A 22,943-nucleotide genomic window follows, 5' to 3' on the forward strand; every position below is an offset into this window, starting at 1 on the left:
TTCGGTGTCCGTGGCCTACCGTCCTAGCCATGACCGGAATTCGTCGTACTGCCGCGGCGGCGCTCTTACTCGCCCTGCCGTTGTCCGTCGTCGCCGCAGCTCCCGCGCTGGCCGCACCCGGCACCTCCACCGCCGCGGCCTCCGCGCCCGCCTCGGCCACCGCGCCGGCGGGCGTCCACGTCGATCTCCCGCGCCCGAGGGGACCGTACGCGGTCGGCCGGGAGATCCTGCACCTCGTCGACCAGCACCGGCCCGACCCGTGGGTCCCGTCGGCGGGCCCGCGCCAGCTGATGGTGTCGATGTACTACCCCGCCAAGGCCGGGACGGGCGGCCCCGCCCCGTACATGACCCCCGAGGCCGCCCGGCTCATGCTGGACACGAAGTTGCCCGGCAACACCATCCCCACCGAGGTGGTCACCGGCACCCGGACGTGGGCCAGGTCCGACGCGCTCCCGCAGCACGGCCGGTTCCCGCTGGTGGTGCTCTCCCCCGGCTTCACCATGCCGCGCACCGAACTGACCAGCCTCGCCGAGGACCTGACCAGTCGCGGGTACGTCGTCGCGCTCGTCGACCACACCTACGAGAACACCGGAACGACCTTCCCCGACGGGCAGACGCTCACCTGTGTCATGTGCGGCAAACTGAAGACCAAGGAGGCCTGGGCGGCCCTGAACGAGAGCCGGGCGAAGGACGTCTCCTTCGTCATCGACCGGCTGACCACCCACCGGAACCCGGCCTGGCGCTACGCCCGCATGATCGACCGTGACCGAATCGGCATGGCCGGGCACTCGGTCGGCGGCGCCGCGACCGTTCCGTCCCTGCTCACCGACGACCGGATCCGGGCCGGGGTGGACCTGGACGGCTCCATGGACTTCCCGGTGCCCGCCACCGGGCTCAACGGCAAGCCGTTCCTGATGATCGGTCACCCGTTGGACGACGGCCAGGAGGACCCCAGCTGGACGGAGAGCTGGGCCAACCTCGACGGCTGGAAGCGCTGGCTGACCGTCGCCGGCTCCGATCACGGCACGTTCACCGACAACCCGCTGTTCTTCGAGAAGCTCGGCCTCCCCGAGCCTCCCGGCACCACGATCGGCGCCGAGCGCGGGGTGCAGCTCACCCGGGAGTACGTGGCAGCCTTCTTCGACCTGCACCTGAAGGGCATCGACCAGCCGATCCTCGACGGGCCGACCCCGGACAACCCCGAGATCAGCTTCCACCCGTAGCCATGCCTGTACGAGGCCGCCGGCTTGCCGCCGGCGGCCTCGTCGGCGTTCGGGGTCCCGCTACTCGGCCTCGGCCGCCGAAGCGATCGGTCCCTCCCGACGCTCCGGCCAGGTCGGCGTGGCCGCCGCACCCGCCCGGTCGCACACGTGAACCCGCGGCGGCGTGGCGCGAGGCTTCCGGGTGACGGCAAGTCAGCCGCCCGCCGTGGCGCCCCCTCCCCCTTCCGGGCTGCCGCTGCGATGATCCCGCTATGGCGATCACTCCTGCTTCCGACGGTCTCGCCCGGGCCCTGCGGGAAGAGCTCCGCAGGGCCGTCCGCGGTGAGGTGCGCTTCGGCGCGGCCGAGCGCACGGTCTACAGCCACGACGCGTCCAACTACCGCCACCTGCCGCTCGGCGTCGTCAAGCCCGCCGATGCCGACGACGTCCGGGCGACACTCGCGCTCTGCCGGGAGTTCGGGGTGCCGCTGGTGCCGCGTGGGGCGGGTACCAGTGTCGGCGGGCAGGCTCTCGGGCCGGGGGCGGTGGTGCTGGACTTCCGGCGGCATGTCGACCGGGTGCTCGAGGTGGACCCGGAGACCAGGACCGCCCGGGTCGAGCCCGGTGCCGTGCTGGACGATCTGCAGGCGGCGGCCCGCCCGTACGGGCTGCGGTTCGGGCCCGATCCGTCCACGCACAGCCGCTGCACGCTCGGTGGCATGATCGGCAACGACTCCTGCGGCGCCCACTCGGTGGCCTGGGGGCGCACCTCGGACAACCTGCACTCGCTCGACCTGCTGCTCGCCGACGGCACCGAACTCACCGTCACCGGGCCGCTCTCCCCCGCCGAACGGGCCCGGCTGCGCGAACGTCCGGGCCGCGAGGGCGAACTGCACCGGGCCCTCCAGGACCTCGCCGCCGCCAACCTCGGCACGCTGCGCCAGGGCATGCCGGATCTCCCCCGGCGCACCTCCGGCTACGCCCTGGACGCGCTGCTGCCCGAGCGCGGTCACGACCTCGCCCGTGCCTACACCGGAAGCGAGGGCAGCCTGGCACTGCTGCTCGGGGCCACCGTGCGGCTGGTCGAGGCGCCCGCCGCCCGGGCACTGGTCATCGCCGGGTACCCGGACGAGACGGCGGCCGCCGATGCCGTGCCCGCCCTGCTGCCGCTGCGCCCGCTCACCGTCGAGGGCATGGCCGCCGACCTGATCGCCGCGCTGCTGGCCGCAGGCCGCCGCCCGCCCGCGCTGGACCGGCTGCCGGCCGGCGAGTGCTGGCTGTTCCTGGAGGTAGGCGGTGCCGACGAGCCCGAAGCCCTGGGCATCGCGAGGGAGTTGGCCCAGGCGGTGCGCCGCGAGCGGTCCGCCGCCGTCAGTGTGGTGCTCGACCCCGGTGAGCAGCGTCAGCTGTGGGCCGTCCGGGAGGCGGGGGCGGGGATCGTGACCAGGCTGCCCGGGGGCAAGGAGGCCTGGCCGGGGTGGGAGGACTCGGCGGTCCCGGTGGAGCGGCTCGGCGGGTACCTGCGCGAACTGCGCGCCCTGCTCGGGCGGCACCGGCTGCACGGCGTCCCGTACGGGCACTTCGGCGAGGGCTGCATCCACATGCGGCTGGACTTCCCGCTCACCGAGCGCGGGCGGTTGCCGGAGTTCCGGGAGTTCATGGTGGAGGCGGCCGATCTCGTGGTGGCGCACGGCGGTTCGCTCTCCGGTGAGCACGGTGACGGGCAGGCCCGCTCGGAGCTGCTGCCCAGGATGTATCCGGCCGAAGTCATCGACCTGTTCGGGCGGTTCAAGCGGATCTGGGACCCGGCGAACCTGCTGAACCCCGGCGTCCTGGTCGACCCGCGCCCGCTCGACGCCGATCTGCGCTTCACCGGCCGTGACCTGCCGCTCGCCCTCCCCTACCCGCAGGACGGCGGCAGTCTGCTGAAGGCGGTGCACCGCTGCGTCGGGGTGGCCAGGTGCGTGGACACCAAGAGCGGTGTGATGTGCCCGAGTTACATGGTCACCGCGGAGGAGCGGCACTCCACCCGGGGCCGGGCGCGGCTGCTCGCAGAGATGCTGCGCGGCGCCGTGCCCGGGTCGGACGGCGCGGTGACGGACGGCTGGCACTCGGAGGAGGTCCGGGAGGCGCTCGACCTCTGTCTGAGCTGCAAGGGCTGCGCCGCCGACTGCCCGGTCCATGTCGACATGGCGACCTACAAGAGCGAGTTCCTGTACCAGCACTACCGCCACCGGCCACGGCCCGCCTCGCACTACTCGATGGGCTGGCTGCCGCTCACCCTGCGCGCCGCCGCGCTCGCCCCACACCTCGCGGGCCGCCTGCTCGGCTCACCGCACAGCTCGGCCGTACTCAAGCGCCTCGGCGGCATCGACTCCCGGCGCCGGCTGCCCGACCTGCCGGGCGAAACCTTCGAGCGCTGGTTCCGCCACCGGGTGCGCCGTGCCCGGCGCGGGGCCGCACCGGTGTTGCTCTGGCCGGACACCTTCAGCAACCTGCTGGACCCCGAACCGGCCAAGGCCGCCGTCGAGGTACTCGAGCACCTGGGCTTCGCGGTCCGCCTCCCGCAGGGCCCGGTCTGCTGCGGGCTCACCTGGGTCTCCACCGGCCAGCTCGGTGTCGCCCGCCAGGTCATGCGGCGCAGCCTGCGCGCCCTGCCGCCGGGCCTGCCCGTGATCGGCCTCGAACCCAGCTGCACGGCCGCACTCCGCGAGGAACTGCCCAGACTGATCGGCCGGGCGGCCGGAGACGTCCCCGGCCGGGTCCGTACCCTCGCCGAGTTCCTCGACCAGAGCGGTGTGGAACTGCCCGCCCTACGGCCGCCGTTGCAAGGGCTGACCCAGGTGCACTGCCATCAGCACGCGGTCCTCGGCACTGCCGCCGACCGCCGGATCGAGGCCCGGATCGGCCTGGCCAACCAGGTCCCCGACTCCGGCTGCTGCGGCCTGGCCGGCAACTTCGGCTTCGAACGCGGCCACTACGAGGTCTCCGTCGCGGCCGCCGAGCGCGTCCTGCTGCCGGCCGTCCGGGCCGCCGGCCCCGACACCGTCCTGCTCTCCGACGGCTTCAGCTGTCGCACCCAGATCGCCCAACTCGCGGGCGGCCGCCGGGCGATCCATCTCGCCGAGCTGCTGCGCCGGGCCATCCGCGAGCAGTCCAGGCCGGAGCGCACCTTCCGGTAGCCGCTCCGGGCGCCCGCGCCTCGGTGACCGGGCCGATTGGAGCGAAGGGCCGGCGACAGCAGGGTCTCCTGACGGCGGCCGGCTCCGGCCCGGCCCGCGGCCGGACATGGCGACTGTGCCGGTGCGGCCCGGTCGGGCCCGGGTTCACACCGACCCGACCGGGCCCGGGTTCACACCGGCCCGCTGGGCTCCGGCGGCCAGACGCCCGGCGCGAGGACCCCCGTCACATAGGCGCGCGCGACCAGGGCGGTCCGGTTGGCGGTGCCCCAGCGGCGAGCGAGGCGGCCCAGGTGGTAGTTGACCCCGTCGACGGTCAGCCCCACCCCGGCGGCGATCTGCGCGGTGGTGGCGCCGCCCGCGGCCAGGGCGAGGATCCTCGCCTCCACGGGGCTCACCCGGGCGGTGGCGGTGGCGGGCGGTGAGGATTCCTCCAGTACGCGCAACAGCAGGAGCAGGTGCGGCGGGGCGTCCGGGGTGTCGCTGACCAGGTCGACGGTGAGCTCGCCGTGCCGCTCGGCGCCCTTCCCGGTGGACCAGGACACCTCGATGGGGTAGCGCGACCGGCGGCGCAGCCGGACCGCCTCCACGATCGGGTGCAGCCGGGTCGGGGTCTTGAGCTCGAAGAGGTCCAGGGCGCCCCGGCCGACCAACCGGCCGGGCAGGGTGCCCCACTCGGCGGCCATCGCGGGGTTGGCCAGCAGCACGGTGCCGTGGGCGTCGCACAGCGCGGTCGGTATCGGAAGGTGGTCGAAGAGCAGCAGGGCCCAGTTGCGCCAAGTGACCGCCCGGTCGCGCTCCGGCGGCCGGGGGGTGTCGCCCGGTCCGCCCGGGCACTGCCCGGCGGGGTCCGCCTGTCCTCGGGAATCCACTCCGTGCCCCTGCTCGTACTGCTGCTACACCCGGGAGCCGGGCGGTGCAAGCCCGACACTCCGGCGGCCACTACACAATCATGTAGTACGGACCGGTCGCACGGAAGCCCCGCTGCGTCAGGGTGGAGACAGCCGCCTGCACCGTGGCGGCGGCAGCCCGGAATCCCATACCCCGGAGGGCAGTTCACCCATGACCGAGACCCTGCTGACAGCGCGGGCCGGCGGCGGTGACGACGTTCCCGTCATCGATGTTCCCTCTCTCGGCGTCCCCGTCGTCGACCTCTCCGCCGCCGGCCTGACCGACACCCCGGTCCTGCGGCTCATGGAGCTGGCCCGGCGGCACGGCCCGGCCTTCGTGCAGCGCCTGCACGGCCACGACACCCTGTTCGTCAGCAGCCTGGACCTGGTGACGGAGCTGGCGGACGAGCGGCGGTTCACCAAGGCGGTCGGCCCGGCGCTGGAGAACGTCCGCGAGTTCACCGGCGACGGCCTGTTCACGGCCTACAACGACGAGCCCAACTGGGCCAGGGCGCACGACATCCTGATGCCGGCCTTCGCCCTGGGGTCGATGCGCACCTACCACCCGGTGATGCTGGAGGTCGCCCGCCGGCTCATCGCCTCCTGGGACCGCCACGCCGCCGACGGGACTCCGGTGGACGTGCCGGAGGACATGACCCGGATGACCCTGGACACCATCGGGCTGGCCGGGTTCGGGTTCGACTTCGGCTCGTTCCGGCGGGACGAGCCGCACCCGTTCGTCGCCTCGATGGTGCGCTGCCTGGACTGGGCGATGACCCGGCTCAGCCGCGATCCCGGGCTCGACCACCGCGAGCGCGACGAGGCGATGCGCGCCGACGCCGACTACCTCGCCTCGGTGGTCGACGAGGTCATCGCCGCCCGCACCGCCACCGGGAGCACCGAGCAGCGGGACCTGCTCGGCCTGATGCTCACCGCGACGCACCCGGGCGACGGCACCACCCTGGACCTGGCCAACATCCGCAACCAGGTGATCACCTTCCTGATCGCCGGGCACGAGACCACCTCGGGCACCCTGGCCTTCGCCCTGCACAACCTGGTCAAGCACCCGGCCGTACTGCGCCAGGTGCAGCGCGAGGTGGACGAACTGTGGGGCAGCAGAGCGGAGTTGGCGCCGACCTTCGAGGACGTCGGCCGGCTGCGCTACACCCGTCAGGTGCTGAACGAGACCCTGAGACTGTGGCCGGCCGCCCCCGGCTTCGGCCGCGAGGCCCGCCAAGCCACCCTGCTGGGCGGCCGGATCCCGGTGCACGCGGGGCAGGTCATCGGCGTGGTCATCCCGATGCTGCACCGCGACCCGGCCTGGGGCGACAACCCGGAGCTGTTCGACCCCGCCCGGTTCGCGCCGGAGGCGGAGGCGGCCCGCTCCCCGCACGCCTTCAAGCCGTTCGGCACCGGTGAACGCGCCTGCATCGGCCGCCAGTTCGCACTGCACGAGGCCACCATGCTGCTGGGCATGCTGGTCCACCGGTACCGGCTGATCGACCACACGGACTACCGGCTCGCACTCAAGCAGTCGCTGACCATCAAGCCGAACGGTTTCACCCTCACCCTGCTCCCGCGCACCGACCGCACGCCCCGGGCGGCGTCCGCCCCCGCCGACCGCGCACCGGGCACGGACACCGCGCTGCCCACCCGGGCCCGCCAGGGCACCGGCGCACTGCTGCTGCACGGCTCCAACTACGGCACCTGCCGCGGCTTCGCCTCTTCACTCGCCGAAGAGGCGGCCGAGCTCGGCTTCGGCACCGCCACCGCACCGCTCGACGCGTACGCCGGCGGCCTGCCCACCGACCGGCCGGTCGTCATCGCCGCCGCCTCCTACAACGGGCAGCCCACCGACGACGCCGCCGCCTTCGTCCAGTGGCTGGAGAGCGCCGGGCCCGGGGCCGCACAGGGCGTCAGCTACGCCGTCCTCGGCGTCGGCGACCGCAACTGGTCCGCCACCTACCAGCGCGTCCCGACCTTCATCGACGAGCGGCTCGCCGCCCTCGGCGGCACCCGTCTGCTGGACCGGGCCGAGGCCGATGCCTCCGGCGATCTGGCCAGCAGCGTCAAGGAGTTCGCCGGCGCGCTGCGCACCGCCCTGCTGCGGGAGTACGGCGATCCCGACACGGCCGGCGCCCGGCCGCGGGCCGGGCAGGACGGCCCCGCGTACACCGTCACCGAGGTCACCGGCCAGGCACTCGACGCACTGGCCGCCCGGCACGGCATGACGGCGATGACCGTGACCGAGACCGGCAGCCTCACCCGGCCGGACTATCCGCGGGTCAAGCGGCTGGTCCGGCTCGCCCTGCCGGAGGGGACGGACTACCGCACCGGGGACCACCTCACCGTGCTGCCCGCCAACGACCCGACCCTGGTCGAACGCGCCGCCCGGCTGCTCCGCACCGACCTGGACACCGTGCTGAACATCGTTCAGAACCGGCCGCGCCGCAACGGCCTCGCCGTCGACCGTCCACTGACGGTGCGCCAATTGCTCACCCATCACGTTGAGTTGCAGGACCGACCGACCGCCGAGCAGCTCACCGTACTGGCCGAGCTGAACCCCTGCCCGCCCGAGCGCTCCGCACTGCGCTCGCTCGCTGAGGACTCCCACGCCCGGGCCGCCGACCACCGCAGCCTGCTGGACCTCGTCGAGGATCACCCGGCCCTGGCGGTGGCGCTGACCTGGCCGGTGCTGCTGGAGCTGCTGCCGGCGATCAGGCCGCGGCACTACTCCGTCTCGTCCTCGCCGATCACCGACCCGCACCACGTCGACCTGATGGTCTCGCTGCTCCAGGCTCCCGCACGCTCCGGCCGCGGCACCTTCCGCGGCACCGGATCCGGCTACCTGGGTTCGGTCAGGCCCGGAGACACCGTGCTCGCCCGGATCCAGCCGTGCCGCGAAGCCTTCCGGATCCACCACGGCGCCGGCACCCCGGTGATCATGATCGCTGCCGGAACCGGCCTGGCCCCCTTCCGCGGCGCCATCGCGGACCGCCGCGCCCACCTGGCGGACGGCGGCCGACTCTCCCCGGCGCTGTGCTACTTCGGCTGCGACGCGCCCGACGCCGACTACCTGTACGCCGCCGAACTGCACGCGGCGGAGCGGGCCGGGGCCGTCTCCATGCGTCCCGCCTTCAGCGCGGCCCCCGCCGACGGCCGGCGCTTCGTCCAGGACCGGCTGGCCGGCGACGCCGACCGGGTCTGGGAGCTGCTGACCGCCGGCGCCCAGGTCTACGTCTGCGGCGACGGCGCCCGGATGGCACCCGGTGTCCGGGACGCCTTCCGGGCCCTGTACCTGGAACGCACCCCCGGCGCCGACCTCGCCGACGCCCAGGGCTGGCTGCAGACCCTGATCGCCCGGGGACGCTACGTCGAGGACGTGTACGGCGGCTGACTTCCCCTCACCTCGCCGGCCGGGGCTGCCGAGGCCTCGGCCGGCCGGAGCACCGGACCGGCGACCCGGCCCCCTCGTCCTGGCCTGCTGATCCGTCCGGGTGAAGCCCCGGTGTGAAGGTGGAACTCGCGGCGCTCGCGAACCGGGCTCGGCTAGCTTCGCGCTGTGGATCGTCTCGTCTCGTTCTCCCAGCTGCTGCAGCGCCCACTGGTGGGGCGCGGCGGCGAGGTGGTGGGCCGCCTGTCCGATGTGATCATCCGGCTACGGGGTCGCGACTACCCGCTGGTGACCGGCCTGGTCGTCCGGATCGGCAGGCGCGAGGTGTTCCTGCCCATCGAGCAGGTGGCCTCCTTCGACGGTGGGAGCACCCGGCTCACCAGCGAGGTGGTGGACCTGCGGCCGTTCGAACGGCGCGAGGGCGAGGTGCTGTTGCGCGCGGACGTGCTCGGGCACCGGGTGATCGACGTGGTCGGCGTCGAGTTGGTCCGCGCCCACGACCTGGAGCTTCGCGAGCGGCCGGACGGCTGGGTGGTCGACCGCCTGGACACCCGTCCGCACCGCCCCCGCTGGTTCTGGCCCACCCGGACGGAGCCGCACTGGCGGGACTGGAAGTCCTTCGAACCGCTCATCGGACACGCCCAGTCGGCCCGGGTGCGCGGTCCGTTCGGCCGCCTCGGCCGGCTCAAGGCCGCCGATCTCGCCGACCTGCTGGAGGACGCCAACCGCACCGAGTCGGAGGAGATCCTGGAGACCGTCCACTCCGACCCCGAGCTGGAGGCTGACGTCTTCGAGGAGTTGGAGCCCGACTCGCAGACCCGCCTGCTCGCGGAGAAGGACGACGCCGAGATCGCGGCGGTCCTCGCCCGGATGCGGGCGGACGACGCCGCCGACGCCATCAACGACCTGCCGCAGCGCCGCCGGCAGCCCGTCCTGGACGCGCTGCCGGCCGGACAGCGCGCCAAGGTCCTCACGCTGATGGGCTTCAACCCGTCCAGTGCGGGCGGGCTGATGGCACTGGACACCGTCACCGCGTCCCCGACCGCGACCGTCGCACAGGCGCTGGAGCTGGTCCGCGCCGCCCGTACCCTGCAGCCCGAGGCGATCACCAGCGTCTACGTCGTCGAACAGGCCCGAGCCACGGCCCGGTTGATCGGCACCGCGACCCTGGTGGCCCTCTTGCAGAGCGATCCGGGCGCCCGACTGGAGCAGGTGATGGCCACCGAGCCGGTCCGGGTGCTCCCGGACACCGACGTCGAGGACGTCACCCTGCTGATGGCCGACTACAACCTGCTGACCGTACCGGTGGTGGACGAGCAGGACCGCATCCTCGGGGTCATCACGGTCGACGACATCCTGGAGACGGTGCTCCCCGAGGACTGGCGCCGCCGTGAGCCCGCCCCGCACCCGGCGCGCCGTTCCGACGACAGTACGGCTCCGGACGCATGACCGGCGCCGGGAAGCCGCCGGAACGACCGGAGCGGCCCGGACCGGACACCCCGCCCGAGCCCGGCCCGACCCCGCCGCCGTCCCCGGCACCGGCACCGGCACCGGCGGCGGAACCCGCACCGCGCGCGACGCCCACACCGCCTCCGGGACCACCGGCTGTGACGCCGACGCCGACGCCGTCCGGGCCGGCCGCCGGCCCCGCGGCCCGGCCCAGGCCGCGTCCGGCCGCCTCCCCACGCCCCGGAACCGTCGCCGACGAGGCCCGACTCGGCGACATCGAAGGGGCGTTCGGGCGGATTCCCCGGGAACGCGTCGAGGAGCGTCCGGGTCTCAGGGCCCGGCTGCTGACCCTGCTGGCGATCGTCGGCCCCGGCATCATCGTCATGGTCGGCGACAACGACGCGGGAGGCATCGCCACCTACGCGCAGGCGGGGCAGAACTACGGCTACTCGCTGCTGTGGGTGCTGCTCCTGCTCATCCCGGTGCTGATCGTCAACCAGGAGATGGTGGTCCGCCTCGGCGCGGTCACCGGCATCGGCCACGCCCGGCTGATCAACGAGCGCTTCGGCCGGTTCTGGGGCTGGTTCAGCGTCGGCGACCTCTTCGTGCTCAACTTCCTCACCCTCGTCACCGAGTTCATCGGCGTCACGCTGGCCGCGGCCTACCTCGGCGCCTCCAAGTACCTCGTGGTGCCGATCGCCGCGCTGCTGCTGATCGCGGTCACCGCCGGCGGCTCGTTCCGCCGCTGGGAGCGGGCCATGTTCGCGCTCATCGCGATCAGCCTGCTGCTCATCCCGCTCACCCTGCTCGCCGAGCCCCACTGGGGCCGCGCCGCCCACGACTTCGTCGTCCCGAGCATCCAGGGCGGCATCACCGGCGACGCCGTCCTGCTCATCATCGCGATCGTCGGCACCACGGTGGCGCCCTGGCAGCTGTTCTTCCAGCAGTCCAACGTCATCGACAAGCGGATCACACCCCGGTTCATCAACTATGAACGCGCCGACACCGTGATCGGCTCGGTCGTGGTCGTGATCGGCGCCGCCGCGCTGGTCATGATCGCCGACTTCGCCGCCCGCGGGACGCCGTTCGCGGGCGCGTTCACCGACGCGGCGGGCGTCGCGTACGCCCTCGAACAGCACAGCCAGGTCCTCGGCGTGATGTTCGCCATCGTGCTGATGGACGCCAGCATCATCGGCGCGGCGGCCGTCACGCTCGCCACCAGCTACGCCTTCGGCGATGTGTTCAACCTGCGCCACTCACTGCACCGCGGCTTCGGCGAGGCCAAGCAGTTCTACGCCTCCTACAGCCTGATGGTGGTGCTGGCCGCCGCGATCGTGCTCATCCCCGGCGCCCCGCTGGGAGTGATCACCGAGGCGGTCCAGGCGCTGGCGGGCCTCCTGCTGCCCTCGGCGAGCGTCTTCCTGCTGCTGCTCTGCAACGACCCCGAGGTACTCGGCCCCTGGGTCAACCCGCGCTGGCTCAACCTGGTCGCCACCCTGATCATCGCGGTCCTGCTGCTGCTCTCCGGCACCCTGATGCTCACCACGCTCTTCCCCGCCGTCGACGTCAGAACTCTCACCGTCTGGCTGGCCGTCACCCTGGTGACCGGCCTGACCGTGACCGGCGCCGTCCTGTGGCTGGCTGGCCGCCGCCCGGGCGCCCGGCGGGCGCCGGTGCCGGTCCTCTCCACCGCCGAGAAGCTCGCCTGGCGGATGCCGCCGCTGGCCCTGCTCAAACCCGTCCGCTGGTCACCGGGTCTGCGGCTGGGGATGCTCGCACTGCGCGGCTATCTCGTCCTCAGCACCGTCCTGCTCCTGGTCAAGGCCATCCGCCTCGGCAGCGGCTGACCACCGACCAGCAGCACCGCGAGCGCCGCGAGAGTGAGCAGTCCACCCGCCAGGAAGGTCTGCCGTACCGCCGTGCCGTGAAGGACCAGCCCACCGAGCAGGGCGCCGGCCGCGATACCGGCGTTGTAGGCACCGGAGTTGGCCGCCAGCGCGATCTCGGTGCGGCCGGGCGCACAGCGCAGCATCTGGTTCTGGGTGGCCGTGAACACCGGTCCGAGCGAACCGCCCAGGACCACCAGGGCCGCGACTGCCGCCGGTCTGGACCCGCCCGCCGTGTACAGGCCCAGCATGCCCACCGCCTGGGTGGCCACCGGGGTGATCAGGGTGCCGCGCGGGAAGCGGTCCAGCAGCGGCCCCACGGCGCTCACCCCGAGCACCCCCGAGACGCCGGAGACCAGCAGCAACGCGCCGACGGCGCTGTCGGAGAAGCCGCTCGTTCCGAGGAGGTCCACCAGGTACGTGTAGCCGGTGAACGCTCCGGTGACGGACAGTGCGGTGGTCGCCAGGACGATCGCGAACCGGCGGGTGTCGCGGGTGGTGGCGTAGGCGGCGTGCCCCTGGTCCGGGCGGGTGGTCGGCAGCAGCAGTGCGATGACCAGCAGGGAGACCAGGCCGAGTCCGGCCACGACCACGAGCGGAAGCTGCCAGCCGCCGCGCCGGCCCAGCCAGGTGCCCACGGGGACGCCGAGGACCAGGGCCAGCGACCCGGCGGCCGACAGCGCCCCGACCACCCGCCCGCGGGCCTCGGGCGGGAACAGACCCACCGCCACCGGACCCATCACCGCCCAGAACAGCGCCTGGGCGAGCGCGGTCACCAACCGGGCGGCCAGCAGCAGCCGGTAGGAGGAGCCCGCCGCCGGCAGCAGGCTGGCCAGCGCGAGCGCCGCCAGCAGCGCGCTGAGCACATGCCGGCGCGGCACGGCCCGGGTGGCGTGCGCGAGCGGCAGCGAGGCCACGGCGACCGTCAGCCCGTAGCCGGTGACCAGGTACCCGATCGCCGGCAGTGACACCCCGAGGTCCGCCGAGATCAGCCTGAGCAGCCCGATCGGCAGGCTCTCCGTGGTGTTGAAGGTGAAGGCCGCCAGCATCAGGGCCGCCAGTACCGCCACTGCGCGCCGGCGGTCCGGCTCTGCCGCCGCCATACGGTCCCCTCTCTGCGCCGGACGCCGGTTCGCTTCCAACGTACCCACAAGTCGGCGCTCTCCCAGGGTGTTCTACCGCCTCCGGGCGGGTCGGCACGGCGGTTCACGCCCCGGCGGCGCCGTCCCGGCCGAACCGGGTTGAGGGCACATGACACGCACGCCACTGCACCGCCGCCCCGCCCGTAACAGGTACGCGTCAAGCCGGCCGGCACCCCCACCCGGTGTACAGGCAGTGGGTGACGTCCAGGAATCCGGGATCGTCCAACATCGCCAAACCTTCGGCCAATTGGGCTTCGGTGAGCCGGTTCTGGGCGATCAGCTCTGGGCCGATCTGCTCGAAGAACAGCCTCATGAAGGCGTCGACGGCTCCGCCGTCACCGACGATCAACGGGTGCACGGACAGGCCGAGTTCGGTCAACCCGGCCTCCGCCAGCGCGGCCGTCTGCCGACGGCGGGCCCAGGTCAGATCGCCGCCCTGGGCGGCCAGGATCTCCTCCAGCGCGCGCATCGCGCGCCGCCAGGCCGGATACGGCGAGGAGTCCGTGGTGAAGTTGACGGGATCCTCCAGGACCAGCCAGCCGCCCGGGGCCAGCCAGCGGGCCGCCCTGGCGATCATGCGCTCGGGGTCCGGCAGATGCATCATCAGCGCGCGGGCGTGGACCAGGTCGAAGGAGCCGGGCGGGAACTCGGCCTCCCGCAGATCCCCCTGGACGATGTCGAGGTTCCCGAGCCGGCCGGCATCCAGAAAGCGCGTGTCCACATCCAGGGCCACGACCCGGCCGTCCGGACACTGCCCGGCCAGCCAGCGGGCGATTCCCCCGGCCCCGGCCCCCAGTTCCAGGCACCGCCAGTCGCCGCGCAGCCCCCGGTCGGCGAGGACCTGCCGGGTCCACCCGTCGGACATCCGCTCCAGCGCCTGCAGCCTCTTCAGCTCGGTCGGCCGCTCATGGCTGAGCACCCCGGCGCTGTACCTGTCGAGCGCGGCCGCCTCGCCCACCGGGCGCTCGGGACCGCCGTCGGCCTGACTCATCGCCACCTCCGTTGCAGGAAGTCCGGTGCCGGCCGCCACCACGGCCCGCGCCGGGGAACACCGTCCCGGAACCCGCTACGCCTCGCCCATCCGGAGGCGGGCTTCTCCGCCGCCCGTGTCGTTCGTGCGGCAAGGCTGCGGGCCGGGGCCTGAGGGCGTTCAGGGGTGTACCCACCGGGCTAATGTACCGCCGTACCCCTCGGGGCCGGCCGACGCGGCGAGGAAGGAGGAGCGCGAAGGCGACTACCGGTCAACTGTCACCAGTCGGAGTGCGGAGTGCGAGGATGGCCGACGTGATCGAACCGCAACTCGACATCCGTATCGCGCGTCCGGTACTCGACCTGGACGCCAGCGAGGACTTCTACGTCCGGGGCCTGGGTCTGGATCTGCTCTGCCGGATCGCCGGACGGCCCGAGGCCGGTGAGCGCGACCTGCTGATGGTCGGTCCGGCCGATGGCTTCTGGCACCTCGAACTCACCGCGAGCAGCGCCGACCCGGTGCGGCCCACACCGACCCCGGAGGACCTGCTGGTCGTCTACCTGGGCCGTCCTGTGCCCGAGGAGGCCGTCGCGCGGGCGGTCCGGCACGGCGGGACGGTCGTCCCCTCGCACAACCCGTACTGGGACCGCTGCGGCGTCACCTTGGCCGACCCGGACGGCTACCGGGTCGTCCTCACCGACCGGACCTGGCGCTCGGTGACGTCGGACCGGACGGCCACCGGGTCCTGAGTCCGGCCCGACGCCCCGGACCGGCAGGCCACTGCCCTCTTCCCGACCGTGCCCCCCGGGCCGCCCGCGGGCCCGCCGCACGCCTTCGGCCGACGGAATACCCGGCCCGACCGACCGGGAGCCACAGTTGTTCGTACCGCTCACCACCACCGCGGCCCAGCCCGCCCGGCTCGCCCCGCTCGCCCAGGCCATGACGGAATCCGGCGCTGACGGGCGGGCGAGAGCCGACGGGGCCGCCGCATGAACCACGACCTCGCCCGACTGGCCCGGCTGCTCGGCGCACCGACCGGGGCCCGACCCAAGGACTGGCCCGCCGTCGCCCGCCGACTGGGCACCGAACTCCCCTGGGACTACCGGGAGTTCATCGACACCATCGGCGGCGGGCACCTCGACGACCACCTGTACGTCCTGGAGCCGGACTGCGCCAACGAGAACTACGATCTGGCGGACAACATCGAGGAGCGCGCCGAGGCCCTCGAGTACCTCTGGGACGGTTCGGAGGATCCGCCCGCCCAGCTGGACGAGCCGGGCGCACGCCTCATCGCCTGGGCGTCGACCGACAACGGGGAGTTCCTCTACTGGCTGGCCAGACCCGGGCAGCATCCCGACGACTGGACCGTCATGGTCAACGAGGCCCGCGGCGACTGGTGGGAGCACTTCGACCTGGGCTTCGCCGAGTTCCTGCTGTCCACCCTCGCCGGGAACGTCCGCTCCGAGATCATCGCCTACGCCTTCCCGAGAGATCCGCACAGCTTCCGGCCACTACACGGCGGCGGATAGCGGGCCGCTCCGGGCTCCAGCCACTCCGTAATCGATTGCGCATCCGGATACAGATCTGTATTCATATACACAGCTGCATACGAGTCTGCCCGAGGGAGGAAGCCGGACGCGGGTGCCCGCCGGTCGGCGGACCGCCGCGTTCTGCCGCGAACATGGACACCGAACTGTGGAGACTGAGCGCGACGGCGCTCGCGGGGGCCGTCGCCGACGGCGAGGTCAGCGCCCGGGAGGTGACCGAGGCCCATCTGGAGCGGATCGCCTCGGTGAACCCGGCCCTCAACGCGATCACCGGCCCGCTGACGGAGAGCGCCCGCCGGGCGGCCGCCGAGACCGACCGCCGCCGCGCGGCCGGCGAGCCGCTGGGGCCGCTCGCCGGCGTGCCGTTCACCGTGAAGGAGAACATCCACGTCGCCGGCTCGGCGACCACCTTCGGCGTGCCGCGCTTCCGCGACCTGGTACCCGCCTCGGACGCCCCTCCCGTGCGGCGCCTGCGGGCAGCGGGAGCGATCCCCATCGGGCGAACCAACCTGCCGGACATGACACTTGGCGGCCTGCACACCGTCAGCACCCTGTACGGGGACACCCGCAACCCGTGGGATCCCGCGCTGACTCCCGGCGGGAGCAGCGGCGGCGACGCCGTCGCGGTGGCCGCCGGGATGGCACCGCTCGGGCTCGGCAACGACTCCGGCGGCTCACTGCGCATCCCGGCCGCGTTCAACGGCGTGGCAACGCTCAAGCCCAGCTACGGCAGGTTCCCGATGGACCACCGGATCGGCCCTCAAGATCCCTCCCTGTCCTCCCAGTTGTTCCCCGTCGACGGGCCGATCGCACGGACGGTGGCGGACCTGCGCGCCGTCTGCGAGGTCCTGTCCGGCTCCGACCCGCAGGACCCGCGAGCCGTCCCCGTACCGCTCGACGGCCCGCCGCCGGCCCAAGGGGTCCGGGTCGGTGTGGTCCTCGACCCGGCCGGGCCCGGTCCCGCCCCCGAGGTGCTCGCCGGGCTCGACTCGGCGGCCGCCGCCCTGGCGGACGCCGGGTACCGGGTCGAGCACGTCGAGGTGCCCCGGCTGCAGGAGGCCGTGGAGGGCTACCGCGACCTGATCTACACCGAGTTCGCGCTGATCTGGCCGACCGTGCGGCAGTTGCTCACCGATGACAGCAGCCGGCACATCGAGTACTCGCTGGCTGAGCGACCGCCGGTCGGCCTCTCCGAGTACATCGCGCTGCCCGGCCTCCGCCTCGGCATCCAGCGCGACTGGGCCGACCTCCTCGAACGGTTCCCGCTGCTGCTCGGCCCGGCGTACGCCGGGCTGCCGCCCGCGCCGAAGACCCTGCTGCGCGACGTCGAGGACAACACCCGGACCTTCGCCGCGGCCCGGCTGTGCCGGGCGAGCACCTTCGTCGGGGTGCCGTCGGTCGGGGTGCCCGTCGGCATCGCAGGCGGGCTGCCGCTGGGCGTCCAGGTGATCGGCGGGATGTACCGGGAGGACCTGTGTCTGCGGGCCGCGGCCGCGATCGAGGCACGGCTCGGGGTACTCACACCCGTCGAACCACGGTCCTGACGGAGCCGGCCCGGGAGGGGAATCCCGTCGCGGCGGGCGGCCTGGACAACCGCCGCGCACGGCAGCCGCCCGGAACCCGGTCACCCCGCCGGCCGCCCCTGCCAGGCCGCCGCGCACAGGGCGGTGGCCAGCTCCTCCTGGTAGCAGGCTACGGCGAGCCATGACAGTGCGAAACCGACATGGTCGTCGGCGCGCAGCCGACCGAACACGTCGCGCTCCTGTTCCGCCGCCGCCGACCGGAGTCCAGCGAGGAGCTGCTCGCCCGTACCGAGCCCGGCCTCGCGCAGCAGGCGGGCCTCGGCCGCGCCCTGGGTGAGGTTTGCGGTCAGGGCCCGGCGGCCGCTGGTGACGACCTGTTCGAGCCGACGGGTGAGCAGGTGGACCGGCGGCTGCGAGGCTTCGAGGGCCTGCGACGGCGTCGGCCGCTCGGCGTCGGCGTCCGGCGGCAGATCCGCCCGTTGCAGCCGCTCCAGTCCGAGGCTGACCCGGTGCTGACGCTCGTTCGACAGGCCGAGTGTCGGGGCGTCCTCCCCCGGCGCGGTACCGACCGCCAGCAGCCTGATGCGCGGGTGGGCGGCGCGCTCCAGGCGTCCGATCACACGCAGGCGCAAGCCGGGCGCGGCGGCCAGCAGCGCGAGGTTGCTGCGGAAGGCGAGCTTCGGATGGTCCTGGGCGGGGAGCAGGGCGACCGTCAGCCCTGCGCAGTCCGCCAGCAGCTGCGGGGTGGTGAAGCCCGGGACCGCCCCGGGGCCGAGCAGGGTGACGTCGAGGAAGAGCAGTCCGGTCCCGGCGGGGCGCAGTTCGTACGGTGTCCGTTCGGCAGCCAGGGCACGTTCGGCCTGGACCGCCGGCGGCTGCTGCCAGAGCCCGGCGACGGGCGGCTGGTGCCAGTCGGCACCGGCCGCCCGCACCGCGCGGACCTTGGCACCCGCGCCGAGGCGGCCGGAGACCGTCCGGGTGGCGCCCTGGACGACCAGGCCGGCCCGGGCCAGCTCCCGGTGGGAGAGCGTGGCGTCGCCCAGCCGTACCGACCGGGTCGCCGCTGCCTGGGCGAGCTGCGCGGCCTCGACCGGATCGCTGTGCGGGGTGATGTCGGAGACCGTGGAGAGCCGGCCGTCGGCGTCCACCGTCCACACCGTGACTCCGGCGTGGGTGGCGCTCACCAGCGGTTCGGCGAACAGCCCGTAGAGGCGCAGCGATCCGGCCTCCTGGTAGGTCTGGCGAGCCGTACCGCGCAGCTCGCCCCCGGTGCCGATGGTGGTGACCGCCAGCAGTTCGCGGTAGGCGGTGGCCAGGTCGGCGAGCCGGTGATCGGGTTCGCCGGCGCGGGCCGCGCGCAGCCGGGTGACCACGGTGGCAGCCAGGACGGCGGGCCGGTGCAGGCCGAGCAGCCGGGCCTGGTAGGCGGTGCGCAGCAGCTCGGCCTGCGGGACACCGCCGGCTCCGCTGACGCCGGCCGCCAGCGCGGCTGCAGCGGAACGGCGCAGCCGCTGGACGGCTTCGGTCTCGGCCGGGGTGAGCCGGTCACCCGGGTCTTCCCCAGGGCGCTCACCGGTCGCCGGGGTGGGGGTAGCTGCTGCCTCGTCGGGCTTCGCGGTACCGGTCGGCGGTGTGTCCGGGCCCGGTGGCGCACCCGTGGACGCGGTGGTTCCGGGGCCGGCGCCGTCGCCGTCGGGTTCGGCGGCGGGGCCGGGTTCGGCGAGGTCGGTGTCGGCTGCGGCGAGCGGTGCGGCCGTGACGACGGCGGCCCGGTGCAGGCAGGCGGGGGCCAGCAGGCAGCTGCAGCGCACGTCGGCGGCGGTGCGGATCACGCCGTCCGGGGCGTGCAGGACCAGTACGACCTCCTCGTCGACCTGGATGCGCCACTCGTCGCGCGCCGAGTCGCCCGTCCCATCACCCGTCCCGTCCTCCGCGCGGACGGACGACCGGACGGCCGGCCGGTCGGCGAGCTTGGCGGCGGCGCCGTCCAGCCGCTTCTGCAGCCTGGGCGACAGCGCGGAGACCAGCTCCGCGACCGCCTCGGCCCGTACGGCGGGCCACTGTGCCGGAGCAAGCGTCTGAGAGTCTGTCAACGGATCTTCTCCCCCACCCAACGGGCCAGTTCCAACGGGCTCAGCGCCGCCACCGGCATTCCGGCCGCGACGAGTTGCCCGGCCACCGCCTTCGAGTAGCGCGCCTTCCCGGTGTCGTCCAACGCGGCGCAGCCGAGCAGGTGGCATCCTTCGCCGATCAGGGCTCTGGTCTCGGCGAGCAGGCCGCCGAGCGGGTAGCCCTCCTCGAAGTCGCTGACCACCGCGATCAGTGTCCGGGAGGGCACGGTGACCAGCTCCCTGGCGTGCCTGAGGCCGGCCGCGATGTGCGTGCCGCCGCCGACCCGTACCTCCAGCAGCAGCCCGAGCGGGTCGTCCACCCGGCCGCTGAGGTCGACCACGCCGGTCGAGAACGCCACGAAGTGGGTGGTCAGGGACGGCACCCCGGCCAGGACGGCGGCCGTCAGCGCGGCCCAGACGGTCGAGGCCTCCATCGAGCCGGAGACGTCCACCACCAGGATCAGCCGCCAGTCGTTGGACCTGGCGGCCCTGGTCCGGAAGACGGGCCGCTCCGGGACGATGACGGTGGAGCCGTCCGCGCCGGGCCGTGCGGTGGCGAGGTTGGCCCGGATGGTTCGGGCGAGGTCCAGCCGGCCGCCGGGGCGGCGGCCCGCCCGGGGCAGGGTGAGGCCGGTCAGGGCTGGCCGCAGGGCGGTCGCGAGCTGCCGGGACAGCTCGTCCACCAGGCGCCTGACCAGCGGGCGGAGGGCGGCGAGCCGCGACTCGGGGAGCCCTCCGGCGTGCTGGAGCACGGTGCGGAGCAGTTCGACGGAGGGCCGGGCGGCCTCCGGGGAGAGCGTCGCGAGTACGTCGGTGCGGCCCTGGCCGGCGGCCGCGGCGAGCACCTCCTCGCGGATCCCGGGCCCGAACAGCGCGGCCAGTTCCTCCGACCACTCCCGCACCCCCGGGTACGGCGCCTCGCGGCCGCCTCGCCCGCCGCCGGTCAGTTCGGGGCCGCAGCCCTCACCCCGGCCGGTGCCGTACAGCTCGTCGAGCGCCGTGGCGAGGCGGGCCGCACGCCCGGTGAGGGCGCGGCTGCCCGGGCGGCCGAGCACCAGCCGCCAGCGGTCGGCGGGCGGGAGCGCGGGGGCGGACGCGGGGTGTCCGGACTCCTGGGGTGAGCGGGGCGGTGGCTCGGGCGCCGGGCGCAGCACGGCAAGGGACGACGGCAGGGCGGGTGTCGGCACGTGGGCCGCGGCCTCCATCGGCCCCTCGATCGCACCGTCGGCCGACATCGGCGGCAACAGGCCCTTTTCGGCGAGTATTTGACGCACCGTCATGTCAGCCCGGGCCCAGGCGGCGAGGGCTGTCGGCGCAACCTCGATGGGCAGGGTGTCGACCTGTTCGCCGAGGCGTTCCTCGATCAGGGTGAGCAGCCGGTCGCGGGCGGCGGGGCTGAGCGTGTCGAAACCGGCGCGCAGGGCGGGCAGCCGGTCCAGGAAGGCGTCGTCGGGGAGTTCGGTGACGCGCCCCAGCAGCGGTTCGAGCGCGGCCGGCGCGGTGGCGAGCAGGCCCTCGGCGGCGGTCAGCAGACCGGTCAGGGCCCGACCGAGGGCCGCCCGGCCGTCGGGTGTGGTGGCGGCGTCCGTCCAGGAGGCGACCCGTTCGCCGAACCGGGCGGTCCCCTGGTGGCCCAGCAGCACCCGGACGGCTCCGGCTGCGCCCCTGACCAGCGGCGATCCCTGGTCGGCGAGGCGCCGCAGGGTGTGGTCGAGGCGGATCCCGCCGTGGGTGTCGGCCCGGCGGGCGAACTCCACCAGTGCCCGGGCGTCGGCCGGGTCGTCGGAGCCGGTGAGCCCTTCCAGGCCCCGTACGGCGGCGGTGGTGAGCAGCTCGGTGGCCTCGGCGGCCGGGCCGAGCAGGTCTGCGACCGCCTCTCTGCCTGCGATGTGCCCGGCGGTCAGCCGGTCGAGCAGGGCGAGGCCGTCGAGGAGTTCGGTGAGAGTGGCGACGGCCGGGAGCACCTCGGCCAGCTGTGCCAGCCGGGTGGCGGTCAGCGTCGCGAGGGCGCATCCGGCGGCGTCGGCGAGGCCGTCGATGATCTGCCGGGCGGTCGGACCGCCGGCCTCCTGCTCGCGGCGCAGCCGTTCGCCGAGGACGCCCTCGGCGGCCTGGTCCGGCGTCACGCCGCGCATGCCGGCGACCGTCAGCATGGCGGCGACGGCGGGTGTCCACTGCACGCGCCAGCGCGATCCGAGTGCGTCGGTGCCGCCCGCACCGCTGACCGCAAGCCGCTCGCCGTACGGCACGCCGCAGACCTCGAGTCGGCGCAGCAGCAGCTCGCGGCGGGCGTCGAGCGGTGAGCGCAGCGGGTCGAGCCGCAGCTCGCGCTGGGCCTGCCCGGGGGTGTCCGCCGGGCCCGGCAGGCCGAGTTCGGCGAGCAGGGCCTCCACGGCCGGGCCGAGGCCGGTGCGCGGGGCGGCCGGGGTGGGGCTGCCGGTACGGGTGCCGACCAGGACCCGCTCCAGGGCCTGGGCGACGGCCCTCCCCCGGCCGAGCGGCTCGCCCTGGGTGAGCACCGTCTGGACGGCCTCCACCAGTTCGCCGCGGCCCGCTGCCGGCAGGCCGCGCAGCCGGGCCAGGTCGCCGGCCAGCCGCACGATCTCCCGGGCGTCCGCGGGTCCGGCCGGGTGGCCCTGGCCGCGCAGCGCCTCGCAGATCCGGACGGCCGTCCGGACGAGCTCCTGGGCCAGGAGCTCCGGATCCCCGGCGGCGGCCAGCACGGTGTGCTGCCACTCGGGATCACGGATCCCGGCGGGGTAGCCGGAGCGGGCGTCGAGCAGCGGGTAGGTGTACGGGATCAGGGAGATGACCTGCCGCGCCGGGCCGTCGCCCGGCGACGGCCGCTCGCCGGGGCCGGGACGCTCGGTACGCCGGGGCTCCGCGCCGCCCGGGCCGGGGCTGCTTCCGGCGGACGCGCCGGGCTCCGGGCCCCGGGCCGGGTCGTCGAGCAGGGCGGGTGCGTGGAAGGCCCCGATGACGGCGGCGACGCGTTGTCCGTCCGCCGACGCGGCGCGGATGCGGTCGCGCATCCAGGCCTCGCGGCGCAGGTCCAGCGGATCGATGCCGGTGCCGGCGTCCTGTCGCATGGCCCAGCCGACCAGCAGCGCGGCACGGCGCACCTGCTCGGGTGTGCAGCCGGGCGCCGGGGCCTCGACCAGGCGGTCCCAGAGGTCCTCGTCCGGCCTGCCGGTCAGCCGGCGGCGCAGCGCCTCGGCGAGGCCGCGCGTCTCCCGGCCGCCGGTGCGGGCCTCCGGTCCGCGCCGGGCGAGCGGCAGGTCGCAGGCGACGGCGGGCACCCCGTGGCGGGCCGCCCAGCGCAGGGCGGCGAGCTCCGGCGAGAAGTCCGCGAAGGGGTAGAACGCGGGGGCCGCGCTCTCCTCCCCGGTGGCGGCGGCGAGGGCCACCGGCGCTGTGGTGCGCTCGTCGGCCAGCAGGCCGAGCCAGGGCTGGAAGTCCTCGGGCAGCTCGACCAGCAGCACCTGCGGGCGGGCCGCGTCGAGCAGAGCGGGGACCGCCGCGGCGATCGAGGGCGCGTGGTGGCGCACCCCGATCAGGTACGGCCCGGGGGTGCCGAGGCCGGAGGAGGCGAGCCTGTCCCGGCCTTCCCTGGTCTCGGCCTCGACCAGCGGGCGGACGTCGGTGGTCAC

At 74.4% G+C, this 22,943-nt stretch carries 13 protein-coding genes; 8 read left to right on the forward strand and 5 right to left on the reverse strand.

Features of this window, described 5'->3' with window-relative positions; translation table 11 throughout:
- The first annotated feature begins 29 nt into the window (after positions 1-29).
- Both ABD369_RS02985 and ABD369_RS02990 read left to right on the forward strand, forming a co-directional pair.
- On the forward strand, positions 30-1,223 hold the full coding sequence (locus ABD369_RS02985) for an alpha/beta hydrolase family protein (RefSeq protein ID WP_344634596.1): 1,194 nt from the start codon (positions 30-32) through the stop codon (positions 1,221-1,223).
- Between the two features lie 251 nt (positions 1,224-1,474).
- The gene (locus ABD369_RS02990; protein ID WP_344634597.1) at positions 1,475-4,384 is read left to right on the forward strand and encodes an FAD-binding and (Fe-S)-binding domain-containing protein; all 2,910 of its coding nucleotides are present in this window, start codon (positions 1,475-1,477) and stop codon (positions 4,382-4,384) included.
- Between the two features lie 170 nt (positions 4,385-4,554).
- Here the strand turns inward: ABD369_RS02990 and ABD369_RS02995 are convergent, their stop codons facing one another.
- Positions 4,555-5,253: a PAS domain-containing protein gene (locus ABD369_RS02995; RefSeq protein ID WP_425557524.1), complete on the reverse strand. Its 699-nt coding sequence runs from the start codon at positions 5,251-5,253 to the stop codon at positions 4,555-4,557.
- 190 nt (positions 5,254-5,443) lie between these two features.
- On the opposite strand from ABD369_RS02995, the gene ABD369_RS03000 reads away from it, so the two are divergent.
- The 3 genes from ABD369_RS03000 (at position 5,444) to ABD369_RS03010 (ending at position 11,961) form a co-directional block, all read left to right on the forward strand.
- The gene (locus tag ABD369_RS03000) at positions 5,444-8,668 is read left to right on the forward strand and encodes a bifunctional cytochrome P450/NADPH--P450 reductase (RefSeq protein WP_344634598.1); all 3,225 of its coding nucleotides are present in this window, start codon (positions 5,444-5,446) and stop codon (positions 8,666-8,668) included.
- A 165-nt stretch (positions 8,669-8,833) separates the two neighbouring features.
- Positions 8,834-10,114, forward strand: coding sequence for a magnesium transporter MgtE N-terminal domain-containing protein (locus tag ABD369_RS03005; RefSeq protein ID WP_344634599.1), 1,281 nt, complete (start codon positions 8,834-8,836; stop codon positions 10,112-10,114).
- On the forward strand, positions 10,111-11,961 hold the full coding sequence (locus ABD369_RS03010; protein WP_425557525.1) for an NRAMP family divalent metal transporter: 1,851 nt from the start codon (positions 10,111-10,113) through the stop codon (positions 11,959-11,961). The genes ABD369_RS03005 and ABD369_RS03010 overlap by 4 nt, the downstream gene beginning before the upstream one ends.
- Here ABD369_RS03010 and ABD369_RS03015 read toward each other — a convergent pair.
- Positions 11,901-13,103, reverse strand: a complete 1,203-nt coding sequence (locus ABD369_RS03015; protein ID WP_344634600.1) for an MFS transporter — start codon at positions 13,101-13,103, stop codon at positions 11,901-11,903. The two genes, ABD369_RS03010 and ABD369_RS03015, sit on opposite strands and share 61 nt — an antisense overlap.
- A 196-nt stretch (positions 13,104-13,299) precedes the next feature.
- Positions 13,300-14,133 carry a class I SAM-dependent methyltransferase gene (locus ABD369_RS03020; protein ID WP_344634601.1) on the reverse strand — a complete coding sequence of 278 codons (834 nt, stop codon included), beginning with the start codon at positions 14,131-14,133 and terminating at the stop codon, positions 13,300-13,302.
- 293 nt (positions 14,134-14,426) lie between these two features.
- On the opposite strand from ABD369_RS03020, the gene ABD369_RS03025 reads away from it, so the two are divergent.
- The 3 genes from ABD369_RS03025 to ABD369_RS03035 all read left to right on the forward strand — a co-directional run bounded on the left by ABD369_RS03025 (position 14,427) and on the right by ABD369_RS03035 (position 17,203).
- Complete coding sequence (locus ABD369_RS03025; RefSeq protein WP_344634602.1) at positions 14,427-14,861, forward strand: VOC family protein; 435 nt, start codon at positions 14,427-14,429, stop codon at positions 14,859-14,861.
- Positions 14,862-15,101: 240 nt separating this feature from the next.
- Complete coding sequence (locus tag ABD369_RS03030; RefSeq protein ID WP_344634603.1) at positions 15,102-15,641, forward strand: SMI1/KNR4 family protein; 540 nt, start codon at positions 15,102-15,104, stop codon at positions 15,639-15,641.
- Between the two features lie 152 nt (positions 15,642-15,793).
- A complete protein-coding gene (locus tag ABD369_RS03035; RefSeq protein WP_344634604.1) occupies positions 15,794-17,203 on the forward strand; it encodes an amidase in 1,410 nt (469 codons plus the stop codon).
- Between the two features lie 80 nt (positions 17,204-17,283).
- Here the strand turns inward: ABD369_RS03035 and ABD369_RS03040 are convergent, their stop codons facing one another.
- A complete protein-coding gene (locus tag ABD369_RS03040; RefSeq protein ID WP_344634605.1) occupies positions 17,284-19,275 on the reverse strand; it encodes a hypothetical protein in 1,992 nt (663 codons plus the stop codon).
- Positions 19,272-22,943, reverse strand: a complete 3,672-nt coding sequence (locus ABD369_RS03045) for a DUF5682 family protein (RefSeq protein WP_344634606.1) — start codon at positions 22,941-22,943, stop codon at positions 19,272-19,274. The genes ABD369_RS03040 and ABD369_RS03045 overlap by 4 nt, the downstream gene beginning before the upstream one ends.

Origin of the sequence: Kitasatospora cystarginea (assembly GCF_039533515.1) — a bacterium.
GTDB classification, from domain to species: Bacteria; Actinomycetota; Actinomycetes; order Streptomycetales; family Streptomycetaceae; genus Kitasatospora; species Kitasatospora cystarginea.

Coding starts and splice junctions, on each gene's coding strand:
- ABD369_RS02985 (WP_344634596.1), top strand. CDS start 30: ATGACCGGAATTCGTCGTACTGCCGCGGCGGCGCTCTTACTCGCCCTG.
- ABD369_RS02990 (WP_344634597.1), top strand. CDS start 1,475: ATGGCGATCACTCCTGCTTCCGACGGTCTCGCCCGGGCCCTGCGGGAA.
- ABD369_RS03000 (WP_344634598.1), top strand. CDS start 5,444: ATGACCGAGACCCTGCTGACAGCGCGGGCCGGCGGCGGTGACGACGTT.
- ABD369_RS03010 (WP_425557525.1), top strand. CDS start 10,111: ATGACCGGCGCCGGGAAGCCGCCGGAACGACCGGAGCGGCCCGGACCG.
- ABD369_RS03015 (WP_344634600.1), bottom strand. CDS start 13,103: ATGGCGGCGGCAGAGCCGGACCGCCGGCGCGCAGTGGCGGTACTGGCG.
- ABD369_RS03020 (WP_344634601.1), bottom strand. CDS start 14,133: ATGAGTCAGGCCGACGGCGGTCCCGAGCGCCCGGTGGGCGAGGCGGCC.
- ABD369_RS03030 (WP_344634603.1), top strand. CDS start 15,102: ATGAACCACGACCTCGCCCGACTGGCCCGGCTGCTCGGCGCACCGACC.
- ABD369_RS03035 (WP_344634604.1), top strand. CDS start 15,794: ATGGACACCGAACTGTGGAGACTGAGCGCGACGGCGCTCGCGGGGGCC.